This window comes from Streptomyces sp. NPDC016851 (genome assembly GCF_055562795.1).
The window spans coordinates 1-25,973 of record NZ_JBVHEP010000008.1 but is presented as its reverse complement, the minus strand read 5'-3'; the positions used below and the strand labels follow the sequence as shown (position 1 = coordinate 25,973).

Sequence of the window (25,973 nt, the reverse complement as noted above, 5' to 3'; positions counted from 1 at the left end):
GGAAACGCGGAACGGGCACATGAGACGAACGAGTCGACGCAGCGCGACAGGGAGGCAGAAGTGATGGGCACGGAACCGATGCGCCCCGAGCCGATGGCGGACGACGCGTACCAGCCCACCGGGAGCAACGAGGAGCAGGAGGACGCCGCGCCTCTGGACCTCCAGGACGCCGTCGACGAACGGACCTACGACGACACGCTCGACGAGGGCTACTCCCCGCCGGAGAAGCCGCTCGGCGTCACCAAGCGCGGCACGACCGCCGCCGAGCAGCACGAGGGCGAGACGCTCGACGACCGCCTCTCCCAGGAGGTCCCCGACGTGTCCGCCGAGCCCGCCGGGGACGGCGTGGGCGACACCCCCGACAGCGACGGCGAGCCGGTCGACCCCGAGGCGGGCACCGCCCGTGCGGGCCGCCTGGTCGCCCCGGACGAGGGCGCCCACCCGGACACGACGAAGGAGACCGTCGCGACGGACATCGGCATCGACGGGGGTGCGGCCGGTGCGGAGGAGGCGGCGGTCCACGTGGTGGAGGACGACAGCGCCCTCCCGGAGGACGACGACAGGGCGTGACCTCCGGGCGGGGGCTACGGCAGCAGCTTCTCCAGCGCGGCCGGGCCCTCCGCGGCCAGCTTGCGCCTGGCCCATTCCAGGGTGCGCGGGGTGAGGTCCTTGCCCGAGGCGAGGACGAGGTCCTCCGGCGACACGTCGGTGCCGGTGCGGGCGTGGAGCAGGCGGTCCGGGGTGGTGCGGTCCTCGGGCGGCCGGGACGCTTCGGGCTGTGAAGTCGACATGTTCTCTGCTCCTAGGGTCCGGATCGCTGGTGCGGCCCCGGTGCTGAAAAACGGGCCCAGGACCACCATTCAACGCGAGAGCCCACTGTGCATCCGGAGAGCCCGGCCCCGACCCCGCAACCTCCGCGGACAGCCGGCCGCAGGCCCTGCTGAGAGCCCTGCGCCAGCCCTGCGGCAAGCTCGCAGGGCCTTCTCTGTCAGTTCGACGTGTTGAAGGGCGGTGCGTCACGCGGGGGTGGCTGCGCTTGAGGTAGGAGTTGCGCGGCTACTGCGCGGAGGCTTGGTGGGCCCGGCCGAGCCGGTCTGCCAGCCGTCCCAGCTCTTCGACCAACTCCGTGGGCTCGTGCACGATGAAGTCGTGGCCAAGCAGCGCCAGGTTCATCGCGAGCAGCGGGAGCGAGTCGCCGCCGATGGTCAGCAGGCAGCTGTCGGGGTCTGTCGCTTCGATGGTCCCGGTGCCAGGTGAGACCCGCTCGGCGACGGTGGCCGCCGGTGCCCGTACCAGGATGCGGGCGCGGTGGCGGTAGGGGGCGGCGGTGACCGCGTCGGCGACATAGGCCGCGGCGTCGGGCGGATCGTGGGGAACGAACCTGATCCCGGTCGAGCGGGGATCGTCGATGCGGTCCACGCGGAAGGTGCGCCAGTCGTCGCGGTCCTGGTCGCGGGCGACGAGATACCAACGGCGGCCGGTGTGCACCAGCCGGTGCGGCTCCACTCGGCGGAAGCTCGTCTCGCCGTTGTGGGCGCGGTAGCCGAACGTGAGCAGGTGTGCAGCCTGGCAGGCCTCGGCGAGCACCGTCAGCACCTCAGGGCTGGCCGTGGGTGCCTGGCTGGTCAGGGCGATGGTGGTCTCCCGGAGGGCGGCGGTGCGCCGGCGCAACCGGATGGGCAGCAGCCTCTCCAGCTTGGTCAGGGCACGCAGCGAGGTCTCCGCGATGCCGGTCACGGTGTGGCTGGTGGCTGTGCGCAGGCTCAGCACGATCGCGACCGCCTCGTCGTCGTCGAGCAGCAGCGGCGGCAGCGTCGAGCCCGCGCCGAGCCGGTAGCCGCCGGCGACACCCACGGTGGCCTGGACCGGGTAGCCGAGTTCGCGGAGTCGGGCGATGTCCCGGCGCAGGGTCCGCACCGTCACCTCGAGGCGCTCGGCGAGTTCCGGGCCGGTCCATTCGGGGCGGCTCTGGAGGATGGACAGCAACCGCAGGAGGCGCGCCGACGTGTCGAGCATGGAATTCATTCTGCCAGCAAACGAGGACAGGAACTGACCTTAATTGCGGATAGCGTTTCAGACATGAACGCACGGACGGTCTGGATCATCCTGTTCCGCGGTGTGGGCGGCGCGACGCGGCTTCCCGTTGCGCCGCTGCGCCAAAAGCTTGCCAAGGCGGGCTTCGCCAAGGTCGCCACCTACATCAGCAGCGGTAACGCGATCGTGGAGAGCGACCTTTCGCGGAAAGCAGTGGTGGAGCGCATCGCGCAGATCTGCGTGCGGGAATTCGGCTTCGAGAAGGACATCCATGCCGTCTCGCTCGCCGAATGGGAGGGGCTGATCGAGGCCAATCCGTTCCCGGACGCCGTCGCCGTGCCGAAGTTCTTCCACGTGGCGGTTCTGGCCGGGCAGCCGGAGCCGGAGAAGGTGGAGGCGCTGCGCGCCTTTGCGGCGCCCGGCGAGGGGTTCGCCGTCATCGACAGGGTCGCCTATATCCACACGCCGGGCGGCTTCGACGGCAGGAACCTGGCGGCACGGTTCGACAAGGGCATCGGCGTGCCCAACACGGCGCGCAACTGGAACACCGTGCTGAAGCTGGCCGATCTGGCCCGCGCGGCCGCCACCTGACGAATGCGTCAGCCTGAGCGAATCCAAGCCGAACAGTGCGTTCACACCGCTGTCTGATGCGCTCCGTCCCAAAGCTCCAGCGATAGCTCGGGCAGGAGACCTCGCGTCGAGATTCCGGCCGTCAGCGCCGACGAGCCGTTCCTTTTCGTCCGCCCCATGTTTCCGTCCTGAAGTCCCGAAGTGGGTACCCCCATGTCTCAAGTAGCCTCAAAGGCTCCCGGCGCACCGGACGCCAACCGCTGGAAAGCGCTCGTCTTCATCGCACTGGCCCAGCTGATGGTCGTCCTCGACTCCACCATCGTGAACATCGCCCTGCCCTCCGCCCAGCAGGACCTGGGCATCTCCGACGGCAACCGGCAGTGGGTCGTCACCGCCTACGCCCTCGCCTTCGGCGGCCTGCTCATCTTCGGCGGCCGGATTGCCGACCTGTGGGGCCGCAAGAAGGCCTTCGTCGTGGGCCTGGGCGGCTTCGCCGTCGCTTCCGCGCTGGGCGGCGCGGCCACCAATGAGGCGATGATGTTCGGCGCCCGCGCCCTGCAGGGCGTCTTCGGCGCGCTGCTCGCGCCCGCCGCGCTCTCCCTGCTCACCGTGATGTTCACGGACGTCAGGGAGCGCGCCAAGGCGTTCGGCATTTACACGGCGATCTCCGGTGGCGGCGCCGCTGTCGGCTTCATCCTCGGTGGCGTGCTCACCGAGTACCTGGACTGGCGCTGGACGTTCTTCGTCAACATCCCTTTCGCGATCGTCGCGGCGGCCGGCGCCTACTTCGTCATCCATGAGCCCGAGGGTGGGCGCAACCGTTCGCCGCTCGACCTTCCCGGTGTCGTCTTGTCCACCCTGGGCCTGGTCTGTCTCGTCTACGCTTTCACCCGCGCCGAGACCGACGGCTGGGGCGATGCGGTGACGGTCGGCCTGTTCGTCGCGTCGGCGGTGCTGCTGGCGGCCTTCGTCTTCGTCGAGGCGATGTCCAAGGCCCCGCTGCTGCCGCTGAGTGTGCTCACCGAGCGCAACCGCGGCGGCGCCTACCTCTCCCTGGGCCTCGCGATCATCGGTATGTTCGGCACCTTCCTCTTCCTGACCTACTACTTGCAGATCGTGAAGGGCTACTCCCCGATCAGCACCGGGTTCGCCTTCCTGCCCCTGGTCGTGGGCATGGTCACGGGCTCCGCCCAGATCGGCACCCGGCTGGTCACCCGCCTCGCACCCCGGCTGGTGATGGCCCCCGCGTTCCTGGTCGCCGCTGCGGGCTTGTTCCTGCTGACCCAGCTGGAAACCGGTTCGGCGTACGCCTCATTCGTGCTGCCGGGGATGCTGCTGCTGGGCCTTGGCATCGGCACGGCGTTCATGCCGGCCATGGCGCTGTCCGCCCAGGGCGTCGCGCCGCGGGACGCCGGTGTCGCCTCCGCGATGGTCAACACCTCACAGCAGGTGGGCGGTGCGATCGGCACGGCCCTGCTGAACACGATCGCCGCCTCAGCGACCGCCTCCTACCTCACCGACCACAGCGCCGCCGCCGCTGGGGCGAACGGCCGGTCGCAGCAACTGGTCCAGATGCAGGCCATGGTGCACGGCTACACCGACGCGATCTGGTGCGCCGTCGCCATTCTCGTCCTGGCCGCGGTGATCGCTGTGACCTTCATCAACGCCGGACGCCCGGGTGCCAGCACGGCCGCCGGGTCCGGCGAGGCCGTCCAGGACGGGCCGACGGTGCCGGTCATCGTCCACTGACAGCGCCGGACCTGCCGTACCCGACCCCGGCCGCCACCAGCGTGCGGACGCCGAACGGACCCCCGAAAACACGGGCCGACACGGGCGCCCGGGTGCAGTAGCCCAAGCCGACCCGCACACCGCCCTGCCCCAGGCTGGAGGCGAGGGAGGAGCACGTCCAAATCGACCCTGTCCGATCCCATCCATCACACAGATCCATCGATAGCTCGCTACAGGAGACCGCTATGACAAGCCTGGACGTCACACCCTTCACCATCGCGATTCCCGACGCCGAGATCGACGATCTCAAGGATCGCCTCGCCCGCACCCGCTGGCCGGACACGATCCCCGGCTCCGGCTGGACCCACGGCAGCGACCTCGCCTGGACCAAGGACCTGGCCGCCTACTGGTGCGACGGCTTCGACTGGCGCAAGCAGGAAGCGGCGCTCAACGCGTTCCCGCAGTTCACAGCCACCATCGACGATCAGAGGGTCCATTTCATCCACGTCCGCTCGCCCGAACCGAACGCGCTGCCGCTGATCCTGACCCACGGCTGGCCGAGCAGCTTCGCCGACTTCGCCGAGATGATCGGCCCGCTGACCGACCCGCGCCGGCACGGCGGCGACCCGGCCGACGCCTTCGACGTGGTCATCCCCTCTCTCCCGGGCTTCGGCTTCTCCGGCCCGACCACGACACCGGGCTGGGACAGCGCCCGCATCGCCCGGACCTGGGACACGCTGATGCACGGCCTCGGCTACCCGCGCTACGTCGCGCACGGCGGCGATGTGGGCTCGTTCGTCACCCGCCAGATGGGGATCGCACAGCCCGCCGGGCTGCTCGCCATCCACGTCCTGGAGATCTGGGCCTTCCCCACCGGCGCACCGGGCGAACTGGACGGTCTCAACGACACCGAGAAGGATCGCCTGGCGTTCATGGCGGAATTCAACGACCACTCCAGCCACCAGGGCGTCCACCAGACCCGGCCCCTGACCCTCGCCTACGGCCTGACCGACTCGCCCGTCGGCCAGCTCGCCTGGATCAACGACCCCCTCATGGGTCTCGGCCGCTTCGCGCCCCCCGAGCCGCGCGACCGCGACGTACTGCTCACCAACACCTCGATCTACTGGTTCACCCGGACCGCCGGATCCTCGGCCCGCTGGTACTTCGAAGACGCCCACAGCGAGGCCGGCAACCCGGAGACACCCAACCCGACCCCCACCGGGGTCGCCCTGTTCCCCTACAACTTCCAGTCGGTACGCACCATTGCCGAGCGCGCGAACAACATCGTCCACTGGTCGGTCTTCGAGCGCGGCGGCCACTTCGCCGCACTCGACGTGCCCGACCTCCTCATCGGCGACCTCCGGCAATACTTCCGCCATTACCGCTGACCGCATCCCTGACGGAGATCATTGTTCTCACTTCCCTTCGCCCCTCCGGTGGCCGGGCTCCGTACGTGTCGTAGGGCGCTGGAGTTGCACGGGCAGTGCACGGACCACAGAGGTGCTCTCCGCCTGCTGCCGGTGCAGGAGCTGGTTCTCGGTTGTGGCCTCGTGAAGAGCCCCGACGAGGCCTTCGACGTCGGCTTTCAGGCGGGCGATCTCCACTGCGTCGGCAGCCCGGAGCTCCTTGAGTTTGCGGACCTGCTTGCGCAGCCGCTGCTCGCTGTCCGGGGTGCCGCCGCGGGCGCGGACCTTGGCGTAGAACTCGTTCTTCAGGTCGGTGTGCCGCTGAGTGAGTGCGTTGCGTGGGACACCGGCTTCGAGCGCGAGAGCGACGATCGTCAGCGCGCCGTTGGAGCGTTTGGGCGCACCGTCCAGGATGCGGTCCATCGCGGCACGGATGAGGTCACGCTCGCCTGGGATGGGGCTCATGACGTCTGCTCCTGGTGGTCGATGCGGCCGTGGCGATGGCGGTCAGCCAGGTCACGGAGATGCTCAGCGCGCCGGGTGAGCCGGTCGGCGAGCGGGCCGGGCGCTGCCTCCGAGGCGGCCTGTTTCTCCAACACTTGCGCGTACTGCACGAGTTCGTCGGCGTGACGGTCCGTGCGCGCGATGTTCGCGCAGGTCGGCTGGCATCGGTCCAGGCTCGGGGCGTCGCTGACATCGAGCCGGTGACACAGGGCGCGGTCGCGGTTGTAGACGCACATCAGGAACGAGTGCGGGTTGTCGTAGACGGTCAGGGCCGGGTTGCCCAGGATGTCCCGCGCCTGCCGGTGCGTGCGGATGGACCCGGCGAACGTGGGGGCCTTCCTGCCATCCCGGCCTCCGGGCCCCCGGGCTTCCGGGTTTCCCGGACTCCGGGCCCCCGGGCTTCCGGGTTTCCCGGACTCCGGGCCTCCGGGCCTCCGGGCTTCCGGGTTTCGCGGCATCCCGGCCTGCGGGATTCCTGCCATCCCGGCATCCCGGCATCCCGGCATCCGGGCCCCCGGGCCCCCGGGCCCCCGGGCCTGCGGGTTTCCCGGCCTCCGGGCCTCTCGGGCTCCCGGCCCCGGGTCTCCGGGTTTCCCGTCCTTCGGGATTCCCGGCCCCGGCCCCGGTCTCCGGGCCTCCGGATCCCTTGGCTTGCTGGCTCCTCCGGACCCCGCCCATCCGTGGCTGGCCGGTCTCTGAGCCTCCCGCCGCATGTGCCCGCCAAACCCACCTGTCCGCCCGGGCCCACCGGACTCCGGCTCCAGGCCACGCGTCTGCCAGCTCCTTCGGCCCTCCAGTCCTTCGGCCCTTCCGACCTCCGAGCCTGCCGACCCCGGCTCTCGGCCCTGGCGGGCATCCCGGGCCCTGCCCTGCCAGCCCCCGGCCCGCGGCCTGCTGGCCCCCGGCCCGCGGCCTGCAGGAGCCCGGCCCGCGGCCGGCTCCGGGCCCGCTCTGCCAGCGGCCCGCAGCCGCTGGTCCGCCGAGCATCGAAACCTCCCGCCCCGGGAAGTCCCCAGCCCCGAAAGCCACCGGTCAGGCCCACCAGCCCCCCGTTCGGACGCTCACCGCTGTCGTCTTTCCATGTGCCGGGCGACCGTGGAGGCACGTGTTCCTCGACTGACAGGAGCTTTCCCATGCGCACACGTGTGACCGCCGCGATCGGCCTGGCCTGCGCCGCCCTCCTGGCCTGCGCCGGTACGGCGAGCGCCGACTCGGATCCCGTGGGCATCGCCGCCAACAGCCCCGGTTTCCTCTCCGGCAACGTCGTGCAGATCCCCATCGACATCGACGCCAACGTCTGCGGCAACTCGATCAACGTGATCGGCCTGCTGAACCCGGCGTTCGGCAACGAGTGCACGATCAAGGACTGACGCACCGGTCGTACGGCCCCGCCGGGGGGGGGGGGGGGGGGGGGGGGGGGGGGGGGGGGGGGGCGGGGCGGGGGGGGGGGGGGGGCGCGGGGGGGGGGGCGCGGCACGCCCCCCCCCCCCCCCCCCCCCCCCCCCCCCCCCCCCCCCCCCCCCCCCCCCCCCCGCCCCCCCCCCCCCCCCCCCCCCCCCCCCCCCCCCCGGCCGCCGTCAGGGCTCGCCCCGCGGACGGGGCGCGAGCACGAGCATCGTGACGTCGTCCCGCACATCCGGGCAGTGCCGGACGAGGTCGGTCCACACCCGCTCCGCCAGCGCCGCCGGGTCATCGTCCGCGAGGCCCGGCAACCGCTCGGCGAGGGGATAGAACACCCCGCCCGCGTCCCTGGCCTCGGTGACACCGTCGGACGCGAGGAACAGCCGGTCCCCGGGCCGCAGCCGCACCGAGACGACCTTCGCCGCGGTGGCCTCGGCCAGGCCCAGCCCCAACGGCGTGCACGGCTCGACGTCCAGCTCGACGACCCGCCCGTCCCGCAACAGCAACGGCCCGGACTGCCCGCACGCCACGATCCGCACCACACGGGCGTCGGCGGAGAAGTCCATCAACACCGCCGTCGCGAACAGCTCGGCATGCGGCTCGGCCGCGGAGTCCACCACCAGCCTCCGGTCGAGCCGGGCCGCCACCGACTCCGGGTCCGGCTGGTCCAGCACCGCCTCCCGGAACGCCCCCAGCAGCGACGCGACCGTGGCCACCGCCGACAGCCCGTGCCCCTGCACATCGCCCATGACCGCCCGTACGCCGTAGGGGCACGCACGTACGTCGAAGAAGTCGCCCCCGACCAGCGTCCCGCTCTGCGCGGCCCGGTACAGCCCCGCGCACCGCACCGGCCCGACCCGCTCCGGCAGCGGCGGCACCACGGCCCGCTGCGCGGCCTCGGCGACGGCCCGCTCGGTGACCAACTGCGCGTCACGCCTGCTGCGCACGTACGACAGCAGCACGCTCAGCACCGCGACGAAGCACACGGTCAGCAGATCGGTGCTGCCGGGGTCGTCCAGCCGGAAGACCGGCACCGTCAGCACGACCACCGCCAGTGCGCCGAGCACCGCCGTCATCACCGGCCCGTGCGCCAGCACGGCCAGCGGCGGGATCGCACCCAGCAGGAATCCGATGTCGAGCGGCTCCGGACTGATCAGCTCGGCCGTGCAGACGCCCGCCAGCAGCACGGACGGCAGCAACCGCGCCCAGACCGGCGGCGGCGCGCCCCGCAGCCAGCCCCGCCGGTCCAGGTCCCGGTCCCGGCGCGGCAGCCGGACGTGCGCACCATTCACACCACCACGCTGCTACGCCCCACCCGGCACCGCACTCCGGGCCCGCGCCGAAACGGCCCGCCGCCCCGCTAGAACGGCGTGAGCGTCAGCCGCAGCCCCGTCGGCGCCGTGTCCTGGATGTACGAGGCGAAGTCGGCCACGTCGTCGAAGGCGAAGCCGTACGCCTTGCCGTCCTGCGCGGCCGCGTGCATGGCCTTGGCGTAGTGGTTGGTGAGGCCGGCCCGGTAGAAGGACGCGGCGTCGGCCGTCGGCTGGGCCGCGGAGCTCACCAGCGTCGAGCGGTTGAACCCGGCGCCAAGGATCGCGGCGACCGGCCCCGTCGTGCCGTCGTTGGGAGCGGCGAGGGCACCGTCGCAGAACAGCACGTCCCGGGTGGACGGCTTGCCGAAGGAGACCTCGGCGGGCCCGGTGAACGACAGCCGCTCACCGCGCACCCGCCCGGTGAACGTACCGGCGTTGGTGGTCACCCTGAGGTCCTTGCCGGTGTACGTGCTCCACACCTCGTCGATGTAGGGCGCGAAGTAGTCCTCGGCGAACAGACCTGCGTCCAGGCCGTGCCCGGGGGCGATGATCCGCGTGTCGTCCACGACGAGCCGCGCGAACTCCGGGACCTCCCGCACGGCGGCGAACGCGGCCGCCCGGCCCCCGTCGCGCAGCGTGCCCGTCGTCTGGTCCTTCGCGCCGGTCAGCCGGATGCTCAGCGGCACGCTGAACATGTCGACCATCGTGGTGTTGCAGAACATCCCCGACGCGTTGTACGTGAACTCGGCACAGTCGTGCAGCGCCGCGTAGTTGGGGTCGGACGTCACCCAGCCCGCGGGGTACTGGAGCGCCGGCCGGCCCGCCCCGTCCGCGACGACCTTGAACTTGAGCTTCGCGCCCAGCGACACATAGATCCGGCCCGACATGTACGGCAGGGACAACCGCGTCTCGCCGCTGCCGGCCAGGGAGATCGCGTAGTCGGTGAAGCCGTCGGGCCCGTTGTCCGACAGGGCCACCGGGGCCAGGGTGCCCTCCGGTGTCAGGCGCACCTGCCGGCCGTCCGCGTTGCCCACGACGTAGACGTGGACGCTCGCGTTGCCGAAGGACCCGCTGTTGTTGACGAGCGTCAGCGGGAGGGAAGCCGCCGCCTCGGGCGCGGCCTTGCTTCCGGCTTTGCCTCCGATCGTGCTCCCGGTGGTCTCCGCGAGGGCGTGGGGGGCCAGTGCGGCGACAGCCGGAGCGGCGACCACCGCGCCGCCGAGGCCGGCGAGGAGCGTACGGCGGGTGAGCGGGCGTCGGTGACGAGGAGTCATGTGGGGGGCCTCCTTGTGGTACGGGGTGCGGGTTCCTGGGCTTCTTGAGAGCGCTCTCACGCGGATGCGTGTGACGGATGCTACGGAGGGGGCGTGCCCTCGCCAACCCGTCCGTCCCGCGGAAATCCCTTGCTGAAGCCGCCACTTGGGGACATCGTTGATCGCTTAACCGGCTCTTAAGGGCCACTTAAGGCGCGTCCGACAAGCCATGGCTGTCCGCAGCATGCATCCCGGAGGAATTCCGTGACCGATCCGGTCATCCGCGCGCTCGACGCGAGCGACGCCGATCTCTTCGACACCCTGCCCGATCCGCTGGGCGCCCGTGAGGGCCACCGGCTGACCCGGCATCGTCCCGACTGGAAGCGGGTGGCCCTGCGCGACGGCAGGGTCGTGGCCCGCGGCGCCTGGTGGGGCGGCCCCGACGACACCGAGCCCCTCAGCCTCAACTGGTTCGACGTGACGGAAGGCGAGGAGGAAGCGGGCGCCGCCCTCCTGCGCTCCGCCCCCTGGCAGGTGGAACTGGAACTGAACCTGCCCGCGGGCTGGCGCGACGACCCGGCTCTGCGCGGCGCGGCCGAGACCCGTGCCGCCGCCGCACGGAAGGCCGGCTACGACCTCCTGGTGGAACGCCTGTTGTACCGGTGGACACCCGACCGCGGTCTGCCCGAGCGGCCCGGGCGCCTGGTGTTCCGCGCCGAACCGGACGACGCCGTGTTCTTCGACGCGCTGCGCCGCATCCACTCCGTCACGCTGGACGCGCACGCGCTGAAAGCCGTCGAGCAGGGCGGACTCGACCAGGCCGCCCAGGAGGAACTCGACTTCTTCCACTGGTGCCCCTCACCCCGCGAGTGGTGGCAGGTCGCTTCCACACGGCAGGGCGAACCGGTCGGCATCCACATCCCGGCCCACAACCCGTCGGGCCCGTGCATCGGCTTCATCGGGGTCCTGCCCGATCAGCGGGGCCGCGGCTACGCCTACGACCTGCTGGCCGAGTGCACCCACTTCCTGGCCGAGCGGGGCGCCGAGTTCATCGCGGCAGCAACGGACCAGGGCAACTTCCCCATGGCCGCGAACTTCACCAAGGCCGGTTTCCCGGTGGTCAGGGAACGCCTCAACTTCGCACCGGCGTAGAAACCCGGCCGTCTTCCAGGACTAACGCGCGCCGCCGTTCAACAGGTCGTCGGCCGCCGTCAGGATCTCCGTGACCCGCAGGCCGAACACCGCGTCGCACGCGTGCGGGCGGCCGGTCCGGGCGGCGGTGAGCAGGGCGTCCGCGGCCCGCATCAGCGCGGGGACCGCCCCGTCGGAGCTCTCCGGCAGGACCGCGACCCCGGCCTCCCCGAGGAGTTCCACGGCGGCACCGGACGCGGCGGGCGGTGCCGTCAGACTCAGGGTGAGCGTGCTCGACGCGCCGCCGCTGTGGTCGAGGACGACATGAGCCGTGTCCCCGGGGCCGTACGCCGCCGCCGTCACGCGTCGTACGTCGCCGAGGACCGGCAGCAGGACGGACAGGGCGTGCGGCCCGACGTCCCACAGGGCGCCCTTCTCCCGCCGCCACGGCGTGGCGAAGGGACTCTCGCTGCTGCTGAACACCGCCCCGAGCCACTGCGCCCGCCCCGTGAACCAGCCCGGCACCGCCGCCTGTTCGGTGATCCACGCCGCCGGCTCGGGCTGGAAGCGGGCCGTGAAGAACACGATGGAGGCGACCCCCGACTCCTCGACGGCCTCGACCACCGCCCGGCCCTGCTCCACCGTCGGCGCCAGGGGCTTGTCGAGCAGCAGATGACACCCGGCCCGCGCCGCCCGCGCGGCGAGGTCGGCCTGCACCTCGGGAGGCAGTGCCACGGCGACCGCGTCCACGCCGGCGAACAGGGCGTCCACGTCGTCGTAGGCCCGGACGCCGTGCCGCTCCGCCAGCTCCTTCGCCGCCTCGGGGCGGCGTCCCCACACGCCCGTGAAGTCGAGCTCGTCGTGCCCGCTGAGGGCGGGTGCGTGGGCCATCTGCGCCCATGGGCCGGTGCCGAGCAGTCCTATGCGCATGCCGTCGCCTCTCCACGGTGCCGTGACAGCCGACGGCCGTTCCTCGGCCGCCCGCTCGCCGAAGAGCGTGTCACACGGCACCGGCCGCGGGGGAGGTCAGGCCTCCTGCGCCTCTCACTCGCCGGGAAGTGACTGTTCAGCCCAGATGGTCTTGCCGTTGGTCATCTGACGGGATCCCCAGCCCTGGGTGAGCTGAGCGACGAGCAGCAACCCGCGTCCTCCTTCGTCGAAGGTGTGGGCCCGGCGCAGGTGGGGCGCGGTGCTGCTGCCGTCGGACACTTCGCAGATGAGGGTGCGGTCGTAGATCAGTCTGAGTTCGATGGGAGGCCGGCCGTATCGGATGGCGTTGGTGACCAGTTCGCTGACGACCAGCTCGGTGACGAACACGGCATCGTCCAAGCCCCACTCGGACAGTTGCCGGCAGGCGGTCTTGCGTACATCCGCGACCGCGGCGGGGTCCGGTGACACCGGCCAGGTCGCCACGTGCGAGGCGTCGAGGGCTCGGGTGCGGGCCACCAGGAGTGCCACGTCGTCGGAGGGGCGATCCGCGATCAGGGTGCTCAACAGGGCGTCGCACACGGCCTCCAGATCCTGAGCCGGTCGCCGCAGCACCTCGCGCATGGCGGCGATCCCCTCGTCGATGTCCCGGCCGCGGGCCTCGACGAGCCCGTCCGTGTAGAGGACGAGAAGGCTGCCCTCGGCCAGCTCCAGCTCGGTCGACTCGAAGGGCAGGCCGCCCAGGCCGAGGGGAGGGCCTGCCGGGACCTCGAGGAACTCGACAGTGCCGTCGGGCGCCACGAGGGCCGGTCCGGGGTGGCCCGCGCGGGCCATCGTGCAGCGGCGCGAGACGGGGTCGTAGACGGCGTAGAGACAGGTGGCGCCGACGTCGCCGTCCAGCGGGGCCATGGTGTCGCCGCCGCCGGCAGCGTGGTTGACCAGGTCGTCGAGGTGGGTCAGCAACTCATCGGGGGGAAGGTCGACATCGGCCAGCGTGCGTACGGCGGTGCGCAGCCGCCCCATGGTCGCCGAGGCCTGGATGCCGTGGCCCACGACGTCACCGACGACGAGGGCGACCCGGGCACCGGAGAGCGGGATGACGTCGAACCAGTCGCCGCCGACACCGGCCCGGGTGCTGGCGGGCTGATAACGGGAGGCGACATCGAGAGCCGCCTGCTCGGGGAGACGCTGCGGCAGCAGGCTGCTCTGCAACGTGAGGGAGGTGTCGCGTTCGCGGGTGTACCGCCGGGCGTTGTCGATGCACACGGCGGCGCGAGCGGTGATCTCCTGGCCCAGCAGCAGGTCGTCCTGCTGGAAGCGCTGGGGCCGGCGATGGCGGGAGAACGTGGCCACGCCCAAGGTGAGGCCACGCGCACGCATGGGTACCGCCAGCACCGAGTGGAACCCGAACCGCCGCATGCGTTCGGCCCGGTCCGGGGCCGTCCGGTCCAGATCCTCCAGGGCGGCGGGCGTGATGTGCTCGATGAGCGGCCGCCCGGCGGCCAGGCACTCCGCCGCGGTGGAACCCTCGGGGTAGGGCGTCACGGTCCCGAACGGCACCACGGCTTCGGGGCAGCCCTCCAGCACCGACTGACAGGCGACCCGGCGCAGCATCACCGGACCGTGCGGAGAACCCTGCGGCGGATCCTCGCCCCCCTCGATCGCCGGCAGCAGATCGACCGTGACGAAGTCCGCGAATCGCGGGACGGCCACGTCGGCGAGTTCCTGGGCGGTACGGGGCAGGTCCAGGGTGCTGCCGATCCGCAGGCTGGCGTCGTTGACCAGGACCAGTCGCTGCCGTGCGAGGTGCTGCTCCGTCACGTCGTGTGCCGACAGCAGGACACCTTCGAGCCGGCCGTCGGAGCCCCGTACGGGGACGAGGGACACCGACCACACGCTCTCCCGCTCATGGCCGGCGAGGTGCAGGGCGGCTCCGAGCTCCTGGAGACACCCCGTCTCGAGTGCGGTTCGCATGCCCTGCTCGGCCCGTTCGCTCTCCGGGTCGAGGACGATCTCCGTCACCCGCAGGCCGCGCATCTCCCGCTCGGACAGGCCCAGCACACGTTCCATGCCCGCGTTCGCCCACCGCAACCGCAGTCCGGTGTCGTACAGGGCCATGGCGTAGGGAGCCTGGGCGAAACTGCGCCGCACGAACGCGTCGTCCTCAGGGGTCGGCGCCGGTCGGGCCACCGGTGACACCAGCAGCCAGTCGTCCCCGTCGACCGTCCGGTGATGGGCCAGCAGCCCGACGGTGAGGCGGTGGCCGTCCCGGTGCAGCAGCGTGGCCGTCCCGCTCCACCTGCGCTGGCCGGCCAGCGAGTCCACCACATCGAGGGGAGCGGCGTCCGCGAGCAGCGCGGCCGCCTTCCGGCCGACCACCTCGGAGGCCCGGTACCCGAGCAGCCGCCGCGCCCCTTCGTTCCACGCGGTCACGACACCGAGGTCATCGACGACGACCCTGGCCGTCGCCGCATTGTTGAAACGGTCCTGCGACCCGGCGCTCGGGCCGTCGTCCGAGGCGGACGCGGATCCGGTCATGACGTCATCTGCCCTCAATCCCGCCCTGGCGGCCTGTGCCCAGGAGCCCCTTGCGCCGGAGGTGCGTCGCACCTTCACTATTACGACACTAGACAACAAGAGTGACAGACAGGCGTGTATCGGTCCTCATGTCAGGACGGCGGCACCGATCCCGGACGGAGGGCGGCACCCATGGAGGGCAACGGCACGAGGTGGCCGGACGCGGCCGAATGGACCGGGAAGATCTACAGCGCGGGCTGGCGCGCGTCCGAGGGCGGCACACGCCAGGTGATCGAACCGGCCACGGGACAGGTGCTGGCCGAGGTCGGCGTCGCCTCCTCCGCGGACGTCGCCCGGGCCGGCGCCCGGGCCGCCCGAGCCGCCGGGGACTGGGCCGCGGCTGCTCCATCCGACCGCATCGACGTCCTGCTGCGCGCAGCCTCCGCGCTGCGTGAGCACAGCGCCGCAGTCCGCGACTGGATCGTGCGGGAGTCGGCCGGCGTCCCCGCCAAGGGTGACTACGAGATCACCGCCGCCCTCGCCCAGCTGACGCACGCCGTGGGACTCGCGTCCCTGCCCAGGGGCGAGGTCCTGGCCCCGCAGACCCCGGGCGGAACGAGTCTGGCGTGGCGGGTGCCGCTCGGCGTCGTCGGCGTCATCAACCCATGGAACGCGCCGCTGCTGTTCGCGATGCGCGCGCTGGCGCCCGCACTGGCGCTGGGCAACACCGTGCTGCTCAAGCCCGACCCCCTCACCCCGGTGTCCGGGGGAGTCCTCGTCGCGCGGCTCTTCGAGGACGCCGGACTTCCCGACGGGGTGCTGCACGTCCTGCCGGGCGGCGCGCAGACCGGGCAGGCGGTCGCGGAGGATCCTCATGTCGCCATGGTCGCCTTCACCGGCTCCGCCGAGGTCGGGCGCGTCGTGGCCCGTGTGGCGGGTGAGGGGCTGAAGCGGGTCGCCCTGGAGCTCGGCGGCAAGAACTCGCTCGTCGTGCTCGAGGACGCCGATGTGGACGCGGCCGCCCTGGCCGGAGCCGTGAGCACCTTCGGGTACCAGGGACAGGCGTGCGTCGCCGCCGGCCGCCACCTGGTCCATGCCGACCTGGTCGAGGCGTACACCGAGGCGCTGATCGGACACGCGCGCACCCTGCGCATCGGCGACCCCCGCGTGGAGGGCGTCAGCGTCGGCCCGATCATCAGCGAGCGGCTGGCCACCAGGATCGAGCGCATCGTCGACGAGAGCGTGGCCGGCGGGGCGCGGGTGCTCACGGGCGGCCGCCGCGACGGCCTCTTCTACCCACCCACCGTCCTGGACCGCGTGGACCGGGCCATGCCCGCGTTCACCGAGGAGATCTTCGGTCCCGTCGCCCCCGTCATTCCCTTTCACAGCGAGGAAGAGGCCGTCGAGATCGCCAACGACACCGCCTACGGCCTGACGGCCGCCGTGCACTCGGGATCCGTACCGAGGGCGACCGCTGTCGCCGGGCGACTGCGCACCGGCATGGTCCACATCAACGACGTCTCCGCCAAGGACGCCGCGAACGCCCCCTTCGGAGGCATGGGCATCTCCGGCAACGGCTCCCGGATCGGCGGCACAGCCAGTCTGGAGGAGTTCACCCAGTGGCGTTGGATGACGGCACCCGGACCGGTGTGACCTGGCCCGAACGGCGGCCCGCAACAAACAAGGCAACAAGAAAGGCAAGGAGTCCTCTCCTTGCCACTCTCAAGCTATAACACACAGGGGGTCTTGCGGCAAGGCCCCATGTCTCCCGCAAACTGTCCCGCCTAGGCCCACGACCTGCGGAAACGGGAGCATGACGTGACCCCCCTGACCACGAGCGCGTTCGACCTTCCCGACCGCCTCTCGCACAAAGCCGACCCGGCGCTGATCGCCGGGGACGAGCGGCACTTCGCCGCCGTCGCCGACTGCCTCGAGCAGTCGATCGCCGAACTGACCGAGCGTCTCGAAGCCGAGCGCAGGGCCCCCGGCGGCAAGGGACGGCAGGCCATGGACCGGGACGCCGAGATCTACCGGCTGACCGCCCGCCTGCGCGCATTGCGCCGCTTCGGACTCGACCTGTGCCTCGGGCACATGGTCGCCACCGACGACTCCGAGCCCGTGTACGTGGGACGGCTCGGCCTGACGGACCGTGAGGGTCGCCGCCTGCTGGTCGACTGGCGATCCCCCGCGGCCGAACCGTTCTTCGGGGCCACCCATGCCAACCCGATGGGGCTCGCCAGCCGTCGCCGGTACCGCTGGAGCGACGGCCGGATCAGCGACTACTGGGACGAGGTGTTCACCGCCGACGCCTTCGACGGGCACGCCGCGCTCGACGACCAGTCCGCCTTCATCGCCAGCCTGGGCACCGACCGTTCGCCCCGGATGCGGGACGTGCTCGGCACCATCCAGGCCGACCAGGACGCCATCATCCGCGCCGGTTCGCGCGGCGCCCTCGTCGTCGACGGCGGGCCGGGCACCGGCAAGACCGTCGTCGCCCTGCACCGCTCCGCCTACCTCCTCTACTCCGACCCGCGCCTCGGGCAGCACCGCCGGGGCGGCGTGCTGTTCGTCGGACCGCACCGGCCCTACCTGTCCTACGTGTCCGACGTCCTGCCCAGTCTCGGCGAGGAGGGCGTGCAGACCTGCGTCCTGCGGGACCTCGTCGACGAGGGAGCGACGGCGGGGGAGGAGACCGACCCGGACGTGGCCCGGCTGAAGTCGTCCGCGGACATGGTGCGCGCGATCGAGAAGGCCGTCCGGTTCTACGAGGAACCGCCCACCGAGGCCAGGACGGTCACGACCCACTGGTCCGACGTCCACCTGAGCGCCGCCGACTGGGCGGTGGCGTTCGAGGCGGCGGAACCCGGCACACCGCACAACGAGGCCCGCGACCAGGTCTGGGAGGAACTGCTCACCATCCTGGTGGACAAGCACGAGGGCGAGGTCTCCGAGGCCCTGCTGCGCAAGTCGCTGGCACAGGACCGGGAACTGCTCACGGCCTTCAACCGGGCCTGGCCGATCCTGGAGGCCACCGACCTCGTCGGCGACCTCTGGTCGGTACCGGCCTATCTGCGAATGTGCGCTCCCTGGCTCAGCCGCGACGAGGTGCGCACGCTGCAACGCGCGCAGCCCCAGGCCTGGACGGTGTCCGACCTGCCCCTGCTGGACGCGGCCCGGCAGCGGCTCGGCGACCCGGAGGCGTCCCGCCGCGCGCGCCGGAGGGAGGCCGCCGTCGCCGCCCAGCGCGAGCGCATGGCCGACGTCATCGACGACCTGCTGGAGGCCCACAGCTACGACGACGGCGAAGGCGTGCTGGTCATGCTGCACGGGCAGGACATGCGCAACTCCCTGGTGGACGAGAGTGCCCTGCCCACCGCCGACCCGGACCGGCTCGCCGGACCGTTCGTGCACATCGTCGTGGACGAGGCGCAGGAACTGACCGACGCGGAGTGGCAGATGCTGCTGCAGCGCTGCCCGTCGCGCAGCTTCACCATCGTCGGGGACCGCGCCCAGGCCCGGCACGGCTTCACGGAGTCGTGGCGGGAACGGCTGGAGCGGGTCGGGTTCGACCGGGTCGACCTGGCCTCGCTGAGCATCAACTACCGGACACCGGCGGAGATCATGGCGGAGGCCGAGCCGGTCATCCGGGCCGCGCTGCCGGACGCCAACGTACCGACGTCGATCCGCAGCGGCGGCGTTCCCGTCGCGTACGGGCCGGTCTCGGAGCTGAGCTCGGTCCTCGACACATGGCTGGCCGCACACGCCGACGGGATCGCCTGTGTCATCGGCGATCCCGCCTTCCGCCCGGCGTCCTCCCGCGTGCGGTCGCTGACCCCGGAGCTGTCGAAGGGGCTGGAGTTCGACTTGGTCGTCCTCGTCGACCCGCAGGACTTCGGCACGGGCATCGAGGGAGCGGTCGACCACTATGTCGCGATGACCCGGGCGACCCAGCGGCTCGTGGTCCTCACGAGCTCCTGAGACGGGCTCCGGCCGGGGCCCTCCCGCAGTGGGGGCCCCGGCCGGAGGTTTCAGGACGCCGCTCAGGCGGCGAGCTCCTTGCGGATGCGGTCCAGCATGAACGCCGACGACTCCCGGGCGCGCTCCTCCCAGGCGAAGACGCAGGACGTGGCGACACCGTCGAAGCCCAGCTCGCGCAGCGTGCCGAAGAAGGCGTCCCAGTCGACCTCGCCCTGGCCGATGTCCAGGTGCTGGTGGATCCGGGCCGGCGTACCCGGCGGGTTGAGGATGTAGCGCAGGCCGGACGAGCCCTTGTGGTTGAAGGAGTCCGCGATGTGCACGTGCTGGAGCTTGTCACCGGCGTAGCGCATCATCGCCGCGATGTCGGCGCCGACCTCCGAGGCCCCGGAGAGGTGGAAGGAGTGCGGGGCGCAGTACAGGTAGTTCACCCACGGCTTGTTGATCGCGCGGACGAGATCGACGGCGGGGGTGTTCTCCTCGCAGAAGTCGTCCGGGTGCGCCTCCAGGTTCAGAGCGATGCCTTCGCGCTCGAACACCGGCAGCAGCTCCTCCAGCGAGCGCCAGAAGGCGGCCTCGCTCTCGGCGGCGCGCTCGGGCCGGCCGTTGAACTCCGAGTTCATCAGTGGGCATTCGAGCTCGACGGTGATCTCGATCATCCGCTTCCAGTAGCGGACGGCGGCCTGCCGCTCGGTCTCGTCCGGCGAGGACCACTTGTACAGCGGCAGCACCGAGGACAGCCGCACACCGTGCCGGCGCAGCGACTGCTTCAGCTCAGCCACCCGCGCGTCGTCCGCACGCGGGTGCAGGAAGAACGGCATGAACTCCGCGCGCGGCGACAACTCGATGTACTCATAGCCGAGTTCGGCCACCGTGCGCACCATGTCGTCGATCGGCAGGGAGCGGAACATATAGGGGTCGAGGGCGATTTTCACGCGGTCCCTCCGTAGAACGCGGGGCGGGGCTTCATGTCGGTGGTGACGGTCTCGCCGCCGGTCTCCAGGGACCGGACGGCGGCGTCGGTGATGACGGTGGCGGCGTAACCGTCCCAGGAGGACGGGCCGGTGGGCTCGGTGCCGGCGGCCACCGAGGCGACCCACTCGCGGAACTCGGTGTCGAAGGCCTCCGCGAACCGGTCCTTCCAGTCCTGGAGGACATCCGTGCCGTGCCGGGCGGCGGTGCGGATCCCGACGGCCGCCGGGTCGGGCAGGCGCACCAGGCCGTCCTCGCCGACGACCTCGCACTGGATGTCGTAGCCGTACTGGCAGTTGACGAAGACCTCCAGGTCGATCCGGACGTCCTCGGACGTCTCGAAGATCATGATCTGAGGGTCCTTCAGATGGGGGAACCGCTTGCTCGTGGCGCGCGGGGTGACCACCTGCGCGGAGACGATCTCGTCGTCGAGCAGCCAGCGCAGCACGTCGATCTCGTGCACGGCGGTGTCCTGGGCGGCCATGGCGGAGTGGTACGCCTCCGGCACGGTCGGGTTGCGGTGGGCGCAGTGCACGATGAGCGGGGCCCCGAGCGAGCCGGTCGACAGGACCTCCTTCATCTGGCGGTAGCCGGCGTCGAAGCGGCGCATGAAGCCCACCTGCACCAGCCGCCGGCCGTGCGCCCGCTCGGCCTCCACGATCCGCAGACAGTCCTCGGCGGTCGTGGCCAGGGGCTTCTCGCAGAACACCGGCTTGCCGGCCGCGATCGCGCCCAGGACGTGCTCGGCGTGGGTGGGCCCCCAGGAGGTGACGAGCACGGCGTCCACGTCGGGGGAGGCGATCAGCTCCGCGCCGGTGGGCAGCGCGGTGGCACCCACCCGGGCCGCCACCTCGGCGGCACGCCCGGCGTCGATGTCGGTCACGGCCGTGACGGCGGCCCCGATGACGACCTCGGTGAGCCGCCGGATGTGGTCCTGGCCGATCATTCCGGCGCCGATGACGCCTACACGTACGGTCATGGTCGTTCCTTCGAAGGGAGGGTCAGGAGAAGCGGGTGCGGAGTTCGGCTTCGAGGGTTTCGAGGGTCCGGCCCTTGGTCTCGGGGACGTAGCGCTTGACGAAGGCGAGCGACAGCAGCCCCGCCACCACGAACAGGAAGAAGGTGTTGGAGATCCCGATCCCGGAGACCAGGGATGGGAAGACCAGCCCGATGACGAAGTTGGTCAGCCACAGCACCACGGCCGCGACGCCCATGCCGAAGCCGCGCATCCGCATCGGGAAGATCTCCGACAGCATCAGCCAGGTCACCGGCGAGATCGCGCCCTGCTGGAACGCGAGGAACGTGACCGTCATGGCCAGCACCGCGAACGCCCGCGCGTCACCCGAGGGCAGGACCAGGGAGAAGACGCCGATCAGCAACAGGGCGGCGGTCGTGCCGGCCTGACCGGTCATCAGCATCGGGCGGCGCGGTACGCGGCCCAGCAGCCAGATGCCGACGAAGGTGGCCAGCACCGAGATCACACCGTTGGCGATGTTCGCCGTCAGGGCGCTGTCGGCGGCGAAACCGGCGTCGGTGAGGATCTGCGTGCCGTAGTACATGATCGTGTTGACGCCGGTGATCTGCTGCACGATCGCGATGCCGAACCCGACGAACATCAGCTTGCGCACCCACGGCGTGCTCTTCATGTCCTGCCAGCCGCCGAGCTTGGCCTGCTCGTCCTTGACGGCGAGCGCGGACACCTCCTTCAGCTCGGCCTCGGCCCGGGCCTGCGACCGCACCTGCCTGAGGACGTCGAGGGCCTCCCCGAAGCGGCTCTGCGAGGCCAGCCAGCGGGGGCTCTCCGGCATCACCAGCATGCCGAACCAGAGCACCACGGCCGGCAGCGTGGCGATGACCAGCATCCAGCGCCACACACCGCCGGACTCGCCGCCGACCTGGGCGATGATCGCGTTGGACGTGAAGGCCAGCAGCTGACCGCTGACGATCATCAGCTCGTTGCGGGTGACGAGGGCACCGCGCCGCTCGGCGGGGGACACCTCGGCGAGATACACCGGCACGGTCACCGACGCGCCGCCGACCGCGAGACCGAGCACGAACCGCGCCACGATCATCACCTCGGTCGTGGGGGCGAGCGTGCAGCCGAGCGCGCCGACGAAGAACAGCACGGCCAGCAGCAGGATGTTGCGCCGCCTGCCGCGCGCGTCCGACAACCGGCCGCCGGTCACCGCGCCCAGCGCGGCGCCCAGCAGCAGTGAGCTGGTGACCATGCCCTCGGTGACCGGGGTCAGACCGAGGTCCTCGGTCATGTAGGGCAGGGCGCCGTTGATGACGCCGGTGTCGTAGCCGAAGAGCAGACCACCGAACGTGGCGATGATCGTGATCAGCCTCAGCCGCCGCCTGACCGCCGGGGGAGCGTCGTCCGCGACGGCGGTGGCGGGGGGCGGGACGGGGGCCGGTGTCGTGTCGTCGGTGACGTCCATGGGCCGCTCCTTACCTGTCGATGTTCGGGCGCCGGGTACCCGACAGGCCGCAGCCGGCCAGGTGTTCACGGGTGCTGACCGCGATCGGCAGCGGCACCCCGGGAGCACACGGGTACAGGTCCTGCTCGACGATCACGAACAACTCGGCGTCGAGCTTGGCGAGTTCACCCACCACGTCGGCCGGCCTCGGTACCCCGGCCGGTGGTGACACGCACACCCCGCGCTTCACGGCCTCGCCGAAGGACAGGTCCTCGGCCGCGACCTGCGCCAGGATCTCCGGGTCCATCTGCTTGATGTGCACGTAGCCGACCCGCTCACCGAAGCGACGGATCAGATCGAGGTTGTCCCCGCCGCCGTACGCGACATGCCCCGTGTCCAGGCAGAGGTTCGTGTAACGGCTGTCGGACTCGTTCAGCAGCCGCTCGATCTCGGGCTGCGTCTGGATGTGGCTGTCGGCGTGCGGGTGGACGACCAGCCGTACGTCGTACTCCTCCAGCAGCAGCCGGCCCAGCCGGTCGGCGGCCCGGCCGAACCCGGCCCACTGCTCGGCGGTCAGCTCGGGCGACTCGGTGAACGCACCCGTCTTCTCGTCCCGGTACATCGGCGGGATGAAGACGAGGTGGTGTGCGCCCGCGGCGGCGGTCAGCTCGGCGACCTGCCGGACATGGGCGAGCATCTCGTCCCACGCATCGGGCCGGTGCAGCGCGCCGAACGCGGTACCGCCGGAGACCTTCAGCCCGCGGGCGTCCAGCTCGGCCTTCAGCCGCCGCGGGTCGGTGGGGAGGTAGCCGTACGGGCCGAGCTCCAGCCACTCGTATCCGGCCTGGACGAGCTCGTCGAGGAAGCGGGTGTACGACACCTGGTGCTCGTCGTCGGGGAACCAGACGCCCCAGGAGTCGGGGGCGGAGCCGAGGCACAGGTTGCCGACGGTCGTACGCAGCGGGGCTGGCACCGTTGCCATGGTGAGAGTCCTTCGGGGAGAGGAAGGGGGCAGGCGTGAACTGATGCGCTCTACTAGCGCGCTCTAGTTCGAGTACGATGACCCCTGTCCAAATGTCATGTCAATAGGTTGTTGCCGGGAGATTGCCGAGTCCTGGTACGGGCCTTGCACGGGGCACCCGTAAGGTGGTCGGCGTCGGAGGGTGGGTTCACACGTGGATGCATCGGGCAGGCAGCGGCCCACGATGGCGGACGTCGCCGAGAAGGCGGGCGTGTCCCGCGCGCTCGTCTCGATCATCTTCCGCAACCAGGCGGGAGCCAGCCAGGAGACCCGGGAGCGGGTCCTGCGCGTCGCCGACGAGATCGGTTACCGGCCCGACAGTGCGGCCCGGCTGCTGGCCCGGGGCCGCAGCCGCACGCTCGGCGTGATGTTCACCGTGCACCAGACCTTCCACACGGACCTCATCACCGGCATCTACCCCGAGGCCGAGCGGCTCGGTTACGACGTCCTGCTCTCCGGTGCCACCCACGGCCGCAGCGAGGCCAAGGCGGTCGAGGCGCTGCTCAGCCACCGCTGCGAGGCGGTGATCCTGCTCGGCCCGGACGCGGACCCCGCCTACGTCGCCGAGCTCGGACAGCGCACGGTCACCGTCTCGATCAGCCGCCGGGTGCCCCAGGCCCATGTCGACTTCGTGCACTCCGCCGAGGGCAAGGGCGTCCGGCAGGCCATGGACCACCTGGTGGAGCTGGGGCACCGCCGGATCGTGCACATCGACGGCGGGCGCGGTCCCGGGTCGGCGGAGCGGCGGCGTGCCTATCGCGCCGCGATGCGCCGCCACGGACTGGAGGACCGGGCGCGGGTGATTCCCGGCGAGCACACCGAGGAGTCCGGCATCGAGACCGGGCGGCTGCTGCTGGCCGAACGCGACAGCGGGCGGCCGCTGCCGACGGCGGTCCTCGCCGGCAACGACCGCTGCGCGATGGGGCTGCTGATGGCCCTCACCCGGGCGGGCGTCGAGGTCCCGCGCGACCTGTCCGTCGTCGGCTACGACGACAGCCACCTCTCCCACCTGATGCCGATCGGCCTGACCACCGTCCGCCAGGACGCGGTCCTCATGGCCGAGCACGCGGTCCGCTTCGCCGTCGAACGGCTGGAGAACGGGGAACTGCCGCCGAGGGAGGCGGTGCTGGACCCCAAGCTGGTGGTGCGGGGGACGAGCGGGCCTGCCCCGGCGGAGGGTTCCCAGGTTCTGCCCGCCTAGCGCGTGCCCGCAAAGTCCCGCCTGCCGCGCGACGCCCGGCACGCTCCCCCACTGCCTTAAGGGCGTGGGAGGTGCCCCCACTCGCCGCACCGGCCGAACACCCGCGTGCAACCAGTACGCGGGCGTCCGCCCGGCACTCCCCCAGCCTTCGGCCGGGGGGACCCCCAGAGCACGCACCGGACGCCGCGCGGCCCGCCCTCCGGGCGGACGACGGGACTTTGCGGACACCCCTAGCGCGTGCCCTTCTTGGCGAACTCGGCGACGCTGTCGACGTTGTCCTTCGTGACGAAGGCCGGCCCGGTGAGCACGGGAGCGGTGCTGCCGCCGCTGAAGTTGCCGTTCGTCTTGTAGAGCCACAGCCCGTCGACGGCGAGGTAGCCCTGGAGGTAGGGCTGCTGGTCGACGGCGAACTGGATGTCCCCGCCCTGGATGGCGGCGACGAGGTCCTTGTTGAGGTCGAAGGTGGCCACCTTGGCCTTGCTGCCCGCGTCCTTGACCGACTGCACCGCGGTCATGGCGATCGGCGCGCCCAGTGTGACCACCTGGTCGATGCTGGAGTCCTTCTGGAGCTTGGCCGTCAGGGTCGACTTCACGGAGGGCATGTCGGTGCCGTTGACGTACAGGTTCTCCGTCGTGCCCTTGAAGCCCTTCTTCAGGCCGGCGCAGCGCGCCTCCAGCGCGACCTGGCCCTGCTCCTGGATCACGCAGACGGCGTGCTTGGCACCCTGCTGGTTGAGGCGCTCGCCGAAGGCCTGGCCGGCGATGTTCTCGTCCTGGCCGAAGTACTCGAGCATGCCGAGTTCCCGCCAGTTGTCCAGGCCGGAGTTGAAGCCGACTACGGGGATGCCGGCCGCCTTGGCCTTGGCCACGACCGCCTTCATGGCGTCGGGCTTGGCGGCGGTGAGCGCGATGCCGTCGACCTTCTGGTCGATGGCGTTCTGCACCAGGTTGGCCTGGTTCCCGGCGACCGGGTCGCTGGAGTAGACGAGCTTGATGTTGTCCTTCGCGGCAGCCGCCTGGGCGCCCTTGCGGATCAGGTCCCAGAACGTGTCGCCGGGTGCCGCGTGGGTGACCAGGGCGACGGTCATCCGCGGGGTGGTGGCCTTGCCCGCGGCGGCGTCGTCACCGCCGGTCTCGGACTGCTTCCCGCCGGAGCCGCTGGAGCAGCCGGCGGCGAGCAGGGCGCCCACGAGGGCGGCGGTGGTCAGGGCGGCGGATCTGTGGTGTCTGCGCATGTCGGGTGCACCTCGGTGTGCTGGGGAGAGCGGGCCGTGCCCGGTCCGGGAGGCAACTGGAGCGCGTCACTAGCGCGCTCTAGTGGCAGGTACTATGCGGGGGCCTCCGGGCGATGTCAACAGCTTTGTCAGGACGTACCAACAAACGTGACGTTCTGACGAACAGGGCGTTCCGGCCGACCGCACGTTCCATCCGACCGCACGTTCCACCCGACCGGATGTTCCGGCACAACGGGGCCGCGCCGCCCCCCCCCCCCCCCCCCGGGGGGGGGGGGGGGGCCCCCCCGGGGGGGGGGGGGGGCCCCCCCGGGGGGGGGGGGGGCCCCCCCCCCCCCCCCCCACCGGGCGGCGGAGAGCACCCCAAA

At 71.6% G+C, this 25,973-nt stretch carries 22 protein-coding genes; 9 read left to right on the top strand and 13 right to left on the bottom strand.

The features are described 5' to 3' along the window. The first annotated feature begins 78 nt into the window (after window positions 1-78). Window positions 79-570 carry a DUF5709 domain-containing protein gene (locus ACZ3I3_RS14675; RefSeq protein ID WP_037670172.1) on the top strand — a complete coding sequence of 164 codons (492 nt, stop codon included), beginning with the start codon at window positions 79-81 and terminating at the stop codon, window positions 568-570. Between the two features lie 14 nt (window positions 571-584). Here ACZ3I3_RS14675 and ACZ3I3_RS14670 read toward each other — a convergent pair whose 3' ends face one another. Together ACZ3I3_RS14670 and ACZ3I3_RS14665 are read right to left on the bottom strand one after the other, a co-directional pair. After that, on the bottom strand, window positions 585-791 hold the full coding sequence (locus ACZ3I3_RS14670; RefSeq protein WP_356924899.1) for a hypothetical protein: 207 nt from the start codon (window positions 789-791) through the stop codon (window positions 585-587). 265 nt (window positions 792-1,056) lie between these two features. Continuing rightward, window positions 1,057-2,016, bottom strand: a complete 960-nt coding sequence (locus ACZ3I3_RS14665; protein WP_467365044.1) for a helix-turn-helix transcriptional regulator — start codon at window positions 2,014-2,016, stop codon at window positions 1,057-1,059. Window positions 2,017-2,079: 63 nt separating this feature from the next. On the opposite strand from ACZ3I3_RS14665, the gene ACZ3I3_RS14660 reads away from it, so the two are divergent. The 3 genes from ACZ3I3_RS14660 (at window position 2,080) to ACZ3I3_RS14650 (ending at window position 5,720) form a co-directional block, all read left to right on the top strand. Continuing rightward, window positions 2,080-2,625, top strand: coding sequence for a DUF1697 domain-containing protein (locus ACZ3I3_RS14660; RefSeq protein ID WP_467365042.1), 546 nt, complete (start codon window positions 2,080-2,082; stop codon window positions 2,623-2,625). 192 nt (window positions 2,626-2,817) lie between these two features. Further along, complete coding sequence (locus tag ACZ3I3_RS14655; RefSeq protein ID WP_467365040.1) at window positions 2,818-4,353, top strand: MFS transporter; 1,536 nt, start codon at window positions 2,818-2,820, stop codon at window positions 4,351-4,353. A 224-nt stretch (window positions 4,354-4,577) separates the two neighbouring features. Next, window positions 4,578-5,720, top strand: a complete 1,143-nt coding sequence (locus ACZ3I3_RS14650) for an epoxide hydrolase family protein (RefSeq protein WP_467365038.1) — start codon at window positions 4,578-4,580, stop codon at window positions 5,718-5,720. A gap of 27 nt (window positions 5,721-5,747) precedes the next feature. Here the strand turns inward: ACZ3I3_RS14650 and ACZ3I3_RS14645 are convergent, their stop codons facing one another. Then, window positions 5,748-6,203: a hypothetical protein gene (locus ACZ3I3_RS14645; protein WP_467365036.1), complete on the bottom strand. Its 456-nt coding sequence runs from the start codon at window positions 6,201-6,203 to the stop codon at window positions 5,748-5,750. Further along, entirely contained in the window at window positions 6,200-6,478 is a 279-nt protein-coding gene (locus tag ACZ3I3_RS14640; RefSeq protein ID WP_467365034.1) for a hypothetical protein, read from the bottom strand. The genes ACZ3I3_RS14645 and ACZ3I3_RS14640 overlap by 4 nt, the downstream gene beginning before the upstream one ends. An 897-nt stretch (window positions 6,479-7,375) precedes the next feature. On the opposite strand from ACZ3I3_RS14640, the gene ACZ3I3_RS14635 reads away from it, so the two are divergent. Then, entirely contained in the window at window positions 7,376-7,612 is a 237-nt protein-coding gene (locus ACZ3I3_RS14635) for a chaplin (protein WP_467365032.1), read from the top strand. Between the two features lie 207 nt (window positions 7,613-7,819). On the opposite strand, the gene ACZ3I3_RS14630 is transcribed toward ACZ3I3_RS14635, so the two are convergent. After that, window positions 7,820-8,935 carry a PP2C family protein-serine/threonine phosphatase gene (locus ACZ3I3_RS14630; RefSeq protein ID WP_467365031.1) on the bottom strand — a complete coding sequence of 372 codons (1,116 nt, stop codon included), beginning with the start codon at window positions 8,933-8,935 and terminating at the stop codon, window positions 7,820-7,822. Window positions 8,936-9,003: 68 nt separating this feature from the next. Beyond that, window positions 9,004-10,230, bottom strand: coding sequence for a beta-1,3-glucanase family protein (locus tag ACZ3I3_RS14625; protein WP_467365029.1), 1,227 nt, complete (start codon window positions 10,228-10,230; stop codon window positions 9,004-9,006). 243 nt (window positions 10,231-10,473) lie between these two features. Between ACZ3I3_RS14625 and ACZ3I3_RS14620 the strand changes: the two genes are divergently transcribed. After that, the gene (locus ACZ3I3_RS14620) at window positions 10,474-11,361 is read left to right on the top strand and encodes a GNAT family N-acetyltransferase (protein ID WP_467365027.1); all 888 of its coding nucleotides are present in this window, start codon (window positions 10,474-10,476) and stop codon (window positions 11,359-11,361) included. Window positions 11,362-11,382: 21 nt separating this feature from the next. Here the strand turns inward: ACZ3I3_RS14620 and ACZ3I3_RS14615 are convergent, their stop codons facing one another. Then, on the bottom strand, window positions 11,383-12,270 hold the full coding sequence (locus ACZ3I3_RS14615) for a Gfo/Idh/MocA family protein (protein WP_467365025.1): 888 nt from the start codon (window positions 12,268-12,270) through the stop codon (window positions 11,383-11,385). Window positions 12,271-12,384: 114 nt separating this feature from the next. After that, entirely contained in the window at window positions 12,385-14,805 is a 2,421-nt protein-coding gene (locus ACZ3I3_RS14610; protein ID WP_467365023.1) for a SpoIIE family protein phosphatase, read from the bottom strand. 171 nt (window positions 14,806-14,976) lie between these two features. Between ACZ3I3_RS14610 and ACZ3I3_RS14605 the strand changes: the two genes are divergently transcribed. Next, the gene (locus tag ACZ3I3_RS14605; RefSeq protein ID WP_467365021.1) at window positions 14,977-16,437 is read left to right on the top strand and encodes an aldehyde dehydrogenase family protein; all 1,461 of its coding nucleotides are present in this window, start codon (window positions 14,977-14,979) and stop codon (window positions 16,435-16,437) included. Between the two features lie 165 nt (window positions 16,438-16,602). After that, a complete protein-coding gene (gene helR / locus ACZ3I3_RS14600) occupies window positions 16,603-18,762 on the top strand; it encodes an RNA polymerase recycling motor ATPase HelR (RefSeq protein ID WP_467365019.1) in 2,160 nt (719 codons plus the stop codon). 62 nt (window positions 18,763-18,824) lie between these two features. On the opposite strand, the gene ACZ3I3_RS14595 is transcribed toward helR, so the two are convergent. From ACZ3I3_RS14595 to ACZ3I3_RS14580, 4 genes are read right to left on the bottom strand one after another with little or no spacing between them, the layout of a single operon-like run. Beyond that, window positions 18,825-19,694, bottom strand: a complete 870-nt coding sequence (locus ACZ3I3_RS14595; protein ID WP_467365017.1) for a sugar phosphate isomerase/epimerase family protein — start codon at window positions 19,692-19,694, stop codon at window positions 18,825-18,827. Next, window positions 19,691-20,710 (bottom strand): Gfo/Idh/MocA family protein, encoded by a 1,020-nt coding sequence (locus ACZ3I3_RS14590; RefSeq protein WP_467365015.1) that lies wholly within the window; start codon window positions 20,708-20,710, stop codon window positions 19,691-19,693. The genes ACZ3I3_RS14595 and ACZ3I3_RS14590 overlap by 4 nt, the downstream gene beginning before the upstream one ends. Before the next feature lie 22 nt (window positions 20,711-20,732). Further along, complete coding sequence (locus tag ACZ3I3_RS14585) at window positions 20,733-22,172, bottom strand: sugar porter family MFS transporter (RefSeq protein ID WP_467365013.1); 1,440 nt, start codon at window positions 22,170-22,172, stop codon at window positions 20,733-20,735. Between the two features lie 10 nt (window positions 22,173-22,182). Next, entirely contained in the window at window positions 22,183-23,133 is a 951-nt protein-coding gene (locus ACZ3I3_RS14580; protein WP_467365011.1) for a TIM barrel protein, read from the bottom strand. Window positions 23,134-23,356: 223 nt separating this feature from the next. Between ACZ3I3_RS14580 and ACZ3I3_RS14575 the strand changes: the two genes are divergently transcribed. Then, complete coding sequence (locus ACZ3I3_RS14575) at window positions 23,357-24,373, top strand: LacI family DNA-binding transcriptional regulator (RefSeq protein ID WP_467365497.1); 1,017 nt, start codon at window positions 23,357-23,359, stop codon at window positions 24,371-24,373. Between the two features lie 230 nt (window positions 24,374-24,603). On the opposite strand, the gene ACZ3I3_RS14570 is transcribed toward ACZ3I3_RS14575, so the two are convergent. Beyond that, the gene (locus tag ACZ3I3_RS14570; RefSeq protein WP_467365009.1) at window positions 24,604-25,608 is read right to left on the bottom strand and encodes a substrate-binding domain-containing protein; all 1,005 of its coding nucleotides are present in this window, start codon (window positions 25,606-25,608) and stop codon (window positions 24,604-24,606) included. Window positions 25,609-25,973: the final 365 nt, after the last annotated feature.

Coding starts and splice junctions, on each gene's coding strand:
- ACZ3I3_RS14675 (WP_037670172.1), top strand. CDS start 79: ATGCGCCCCGAGCCGATGGCGGACGACGCGTACCAGCCCACCGGGAGC.
- ACZ3I3_RS14670 (WP_356924899.1), bottom strand. CDS start 791: ATGTCGACTTCACAGCCCGAAGCGTCCCGGCCGCCCGAGGACCGCACC.
- ACZ3I3_RS14665 (WP_467365044.1), bottom strand. CDS start 2,016: ATGCTCGACACGTCGGCGCGCCTCCTGCGGTTGCTGTCCATCCTCCAG.
- ACZ3I3_RS14660 (WP_467365042.1), top strand. CDS start 2,080: ATGAACGCACGGACGGTCTGGATCATCCTGTTCCGCGGTGTGGGCGGC.
- ACZ3I3_RS14655 (WP_467365040.1), top strand. CDS start 2,818: ATGTCTCAAGTAGCCTCAAAGGCTCCCGGCGCACCGGACGCCAACCGC.
- ACZ3I3_RS14650 (WP_467365038.1), top strand. CDS start 4,578: ATGACAAGCCTGGACGTCACACCCTTCACCATCGCGATTCCCGACGCC.
- ACZ3I3_RS14645 (WP_467365036.1), bottom strand. CDS start 6,203: ATGAGCCCCATCCCAGGCGAGCGTGACCTCATCCGTGCCGCGATGGAC.
- ACZ3I3_RS14640 (WP_467365034.1), bottom strand. CDS start 6,478: ATGTGCGTCTACAACCGCGACCGCGCCCTGTGTCACCGGCTCGATGTC.
- ACZ3I3_RS14635 (WP_467365032.1), top strand. CDS start 7,376: ATGCGCACACGTGTGACCGCCGCGATCGGCCTGGCCTGCGCCGCCCTC.
- ACZ3I3_RS14625 (WP_467365029.1), bottom strand. CDS start 10,230: ATGACTCCTCGTCACCGACGCCCGCTCACCCGCCGTACGCTCCTCGCC.
- ACZ3I3_RS14615 (WP_467365025.1), bottom strand. CDS start 12,270: ATGCGCATAGGACTGCTCGGCACCGGCCCATGGGCGCAGATGGCCCAC.
- ACZ3I3_RS14610 (WP_467365023.1), bottom strand. CDS start 14,805: ATGACCGGATCCGCGTCCGCCTCGGACGACGGCCCGAGCGCCGGGTCG.
- ACZ3I3_RS14605 (WP_467365021.1), top strand. CDS start 14,977: ATGGAGGGCAACGGCACGAGGTGGCCGGACGCGGCCGAATGGACCGGG.
- ACZ3I3_RS14590 (WP_467365015.1), bottom strand. CDS start 20,710: ATGACCGTACGTGTAGGCGTCATCGGCGCCGGAATGATCGGCCAGGAC.
- ACZ3I3_RS14585 (WP_467365013.1), bottom strand. CDS start 22,172: ATGGACGTCACCGACGACACGACACCGGCCCCCGTCCCGCCCCCCGCC.
- ACZ3I3_RS14580 (WP_467365011.1), bottom strand. CDS start 23,133: ATGGCAACGGTGCCAGCCCCGCTGCGTACGACCGTCGGCAACCTGTGC.
- ACZ3I3_RS14575 (WP_467365497.1), top strand. CDS start 23,357: ATGGCGGACGTCGCCGAGAAGGCGGGCGTGTCCCGCGCGCTCGTCTCG.
- ACZ3I3_RS14570 (WP_467365009.1), bottom strand. CDS start 25,608: ATGCGCAGACACCACAGATCCGCCGCCCTGACCACCGCCGCCCTCGTG.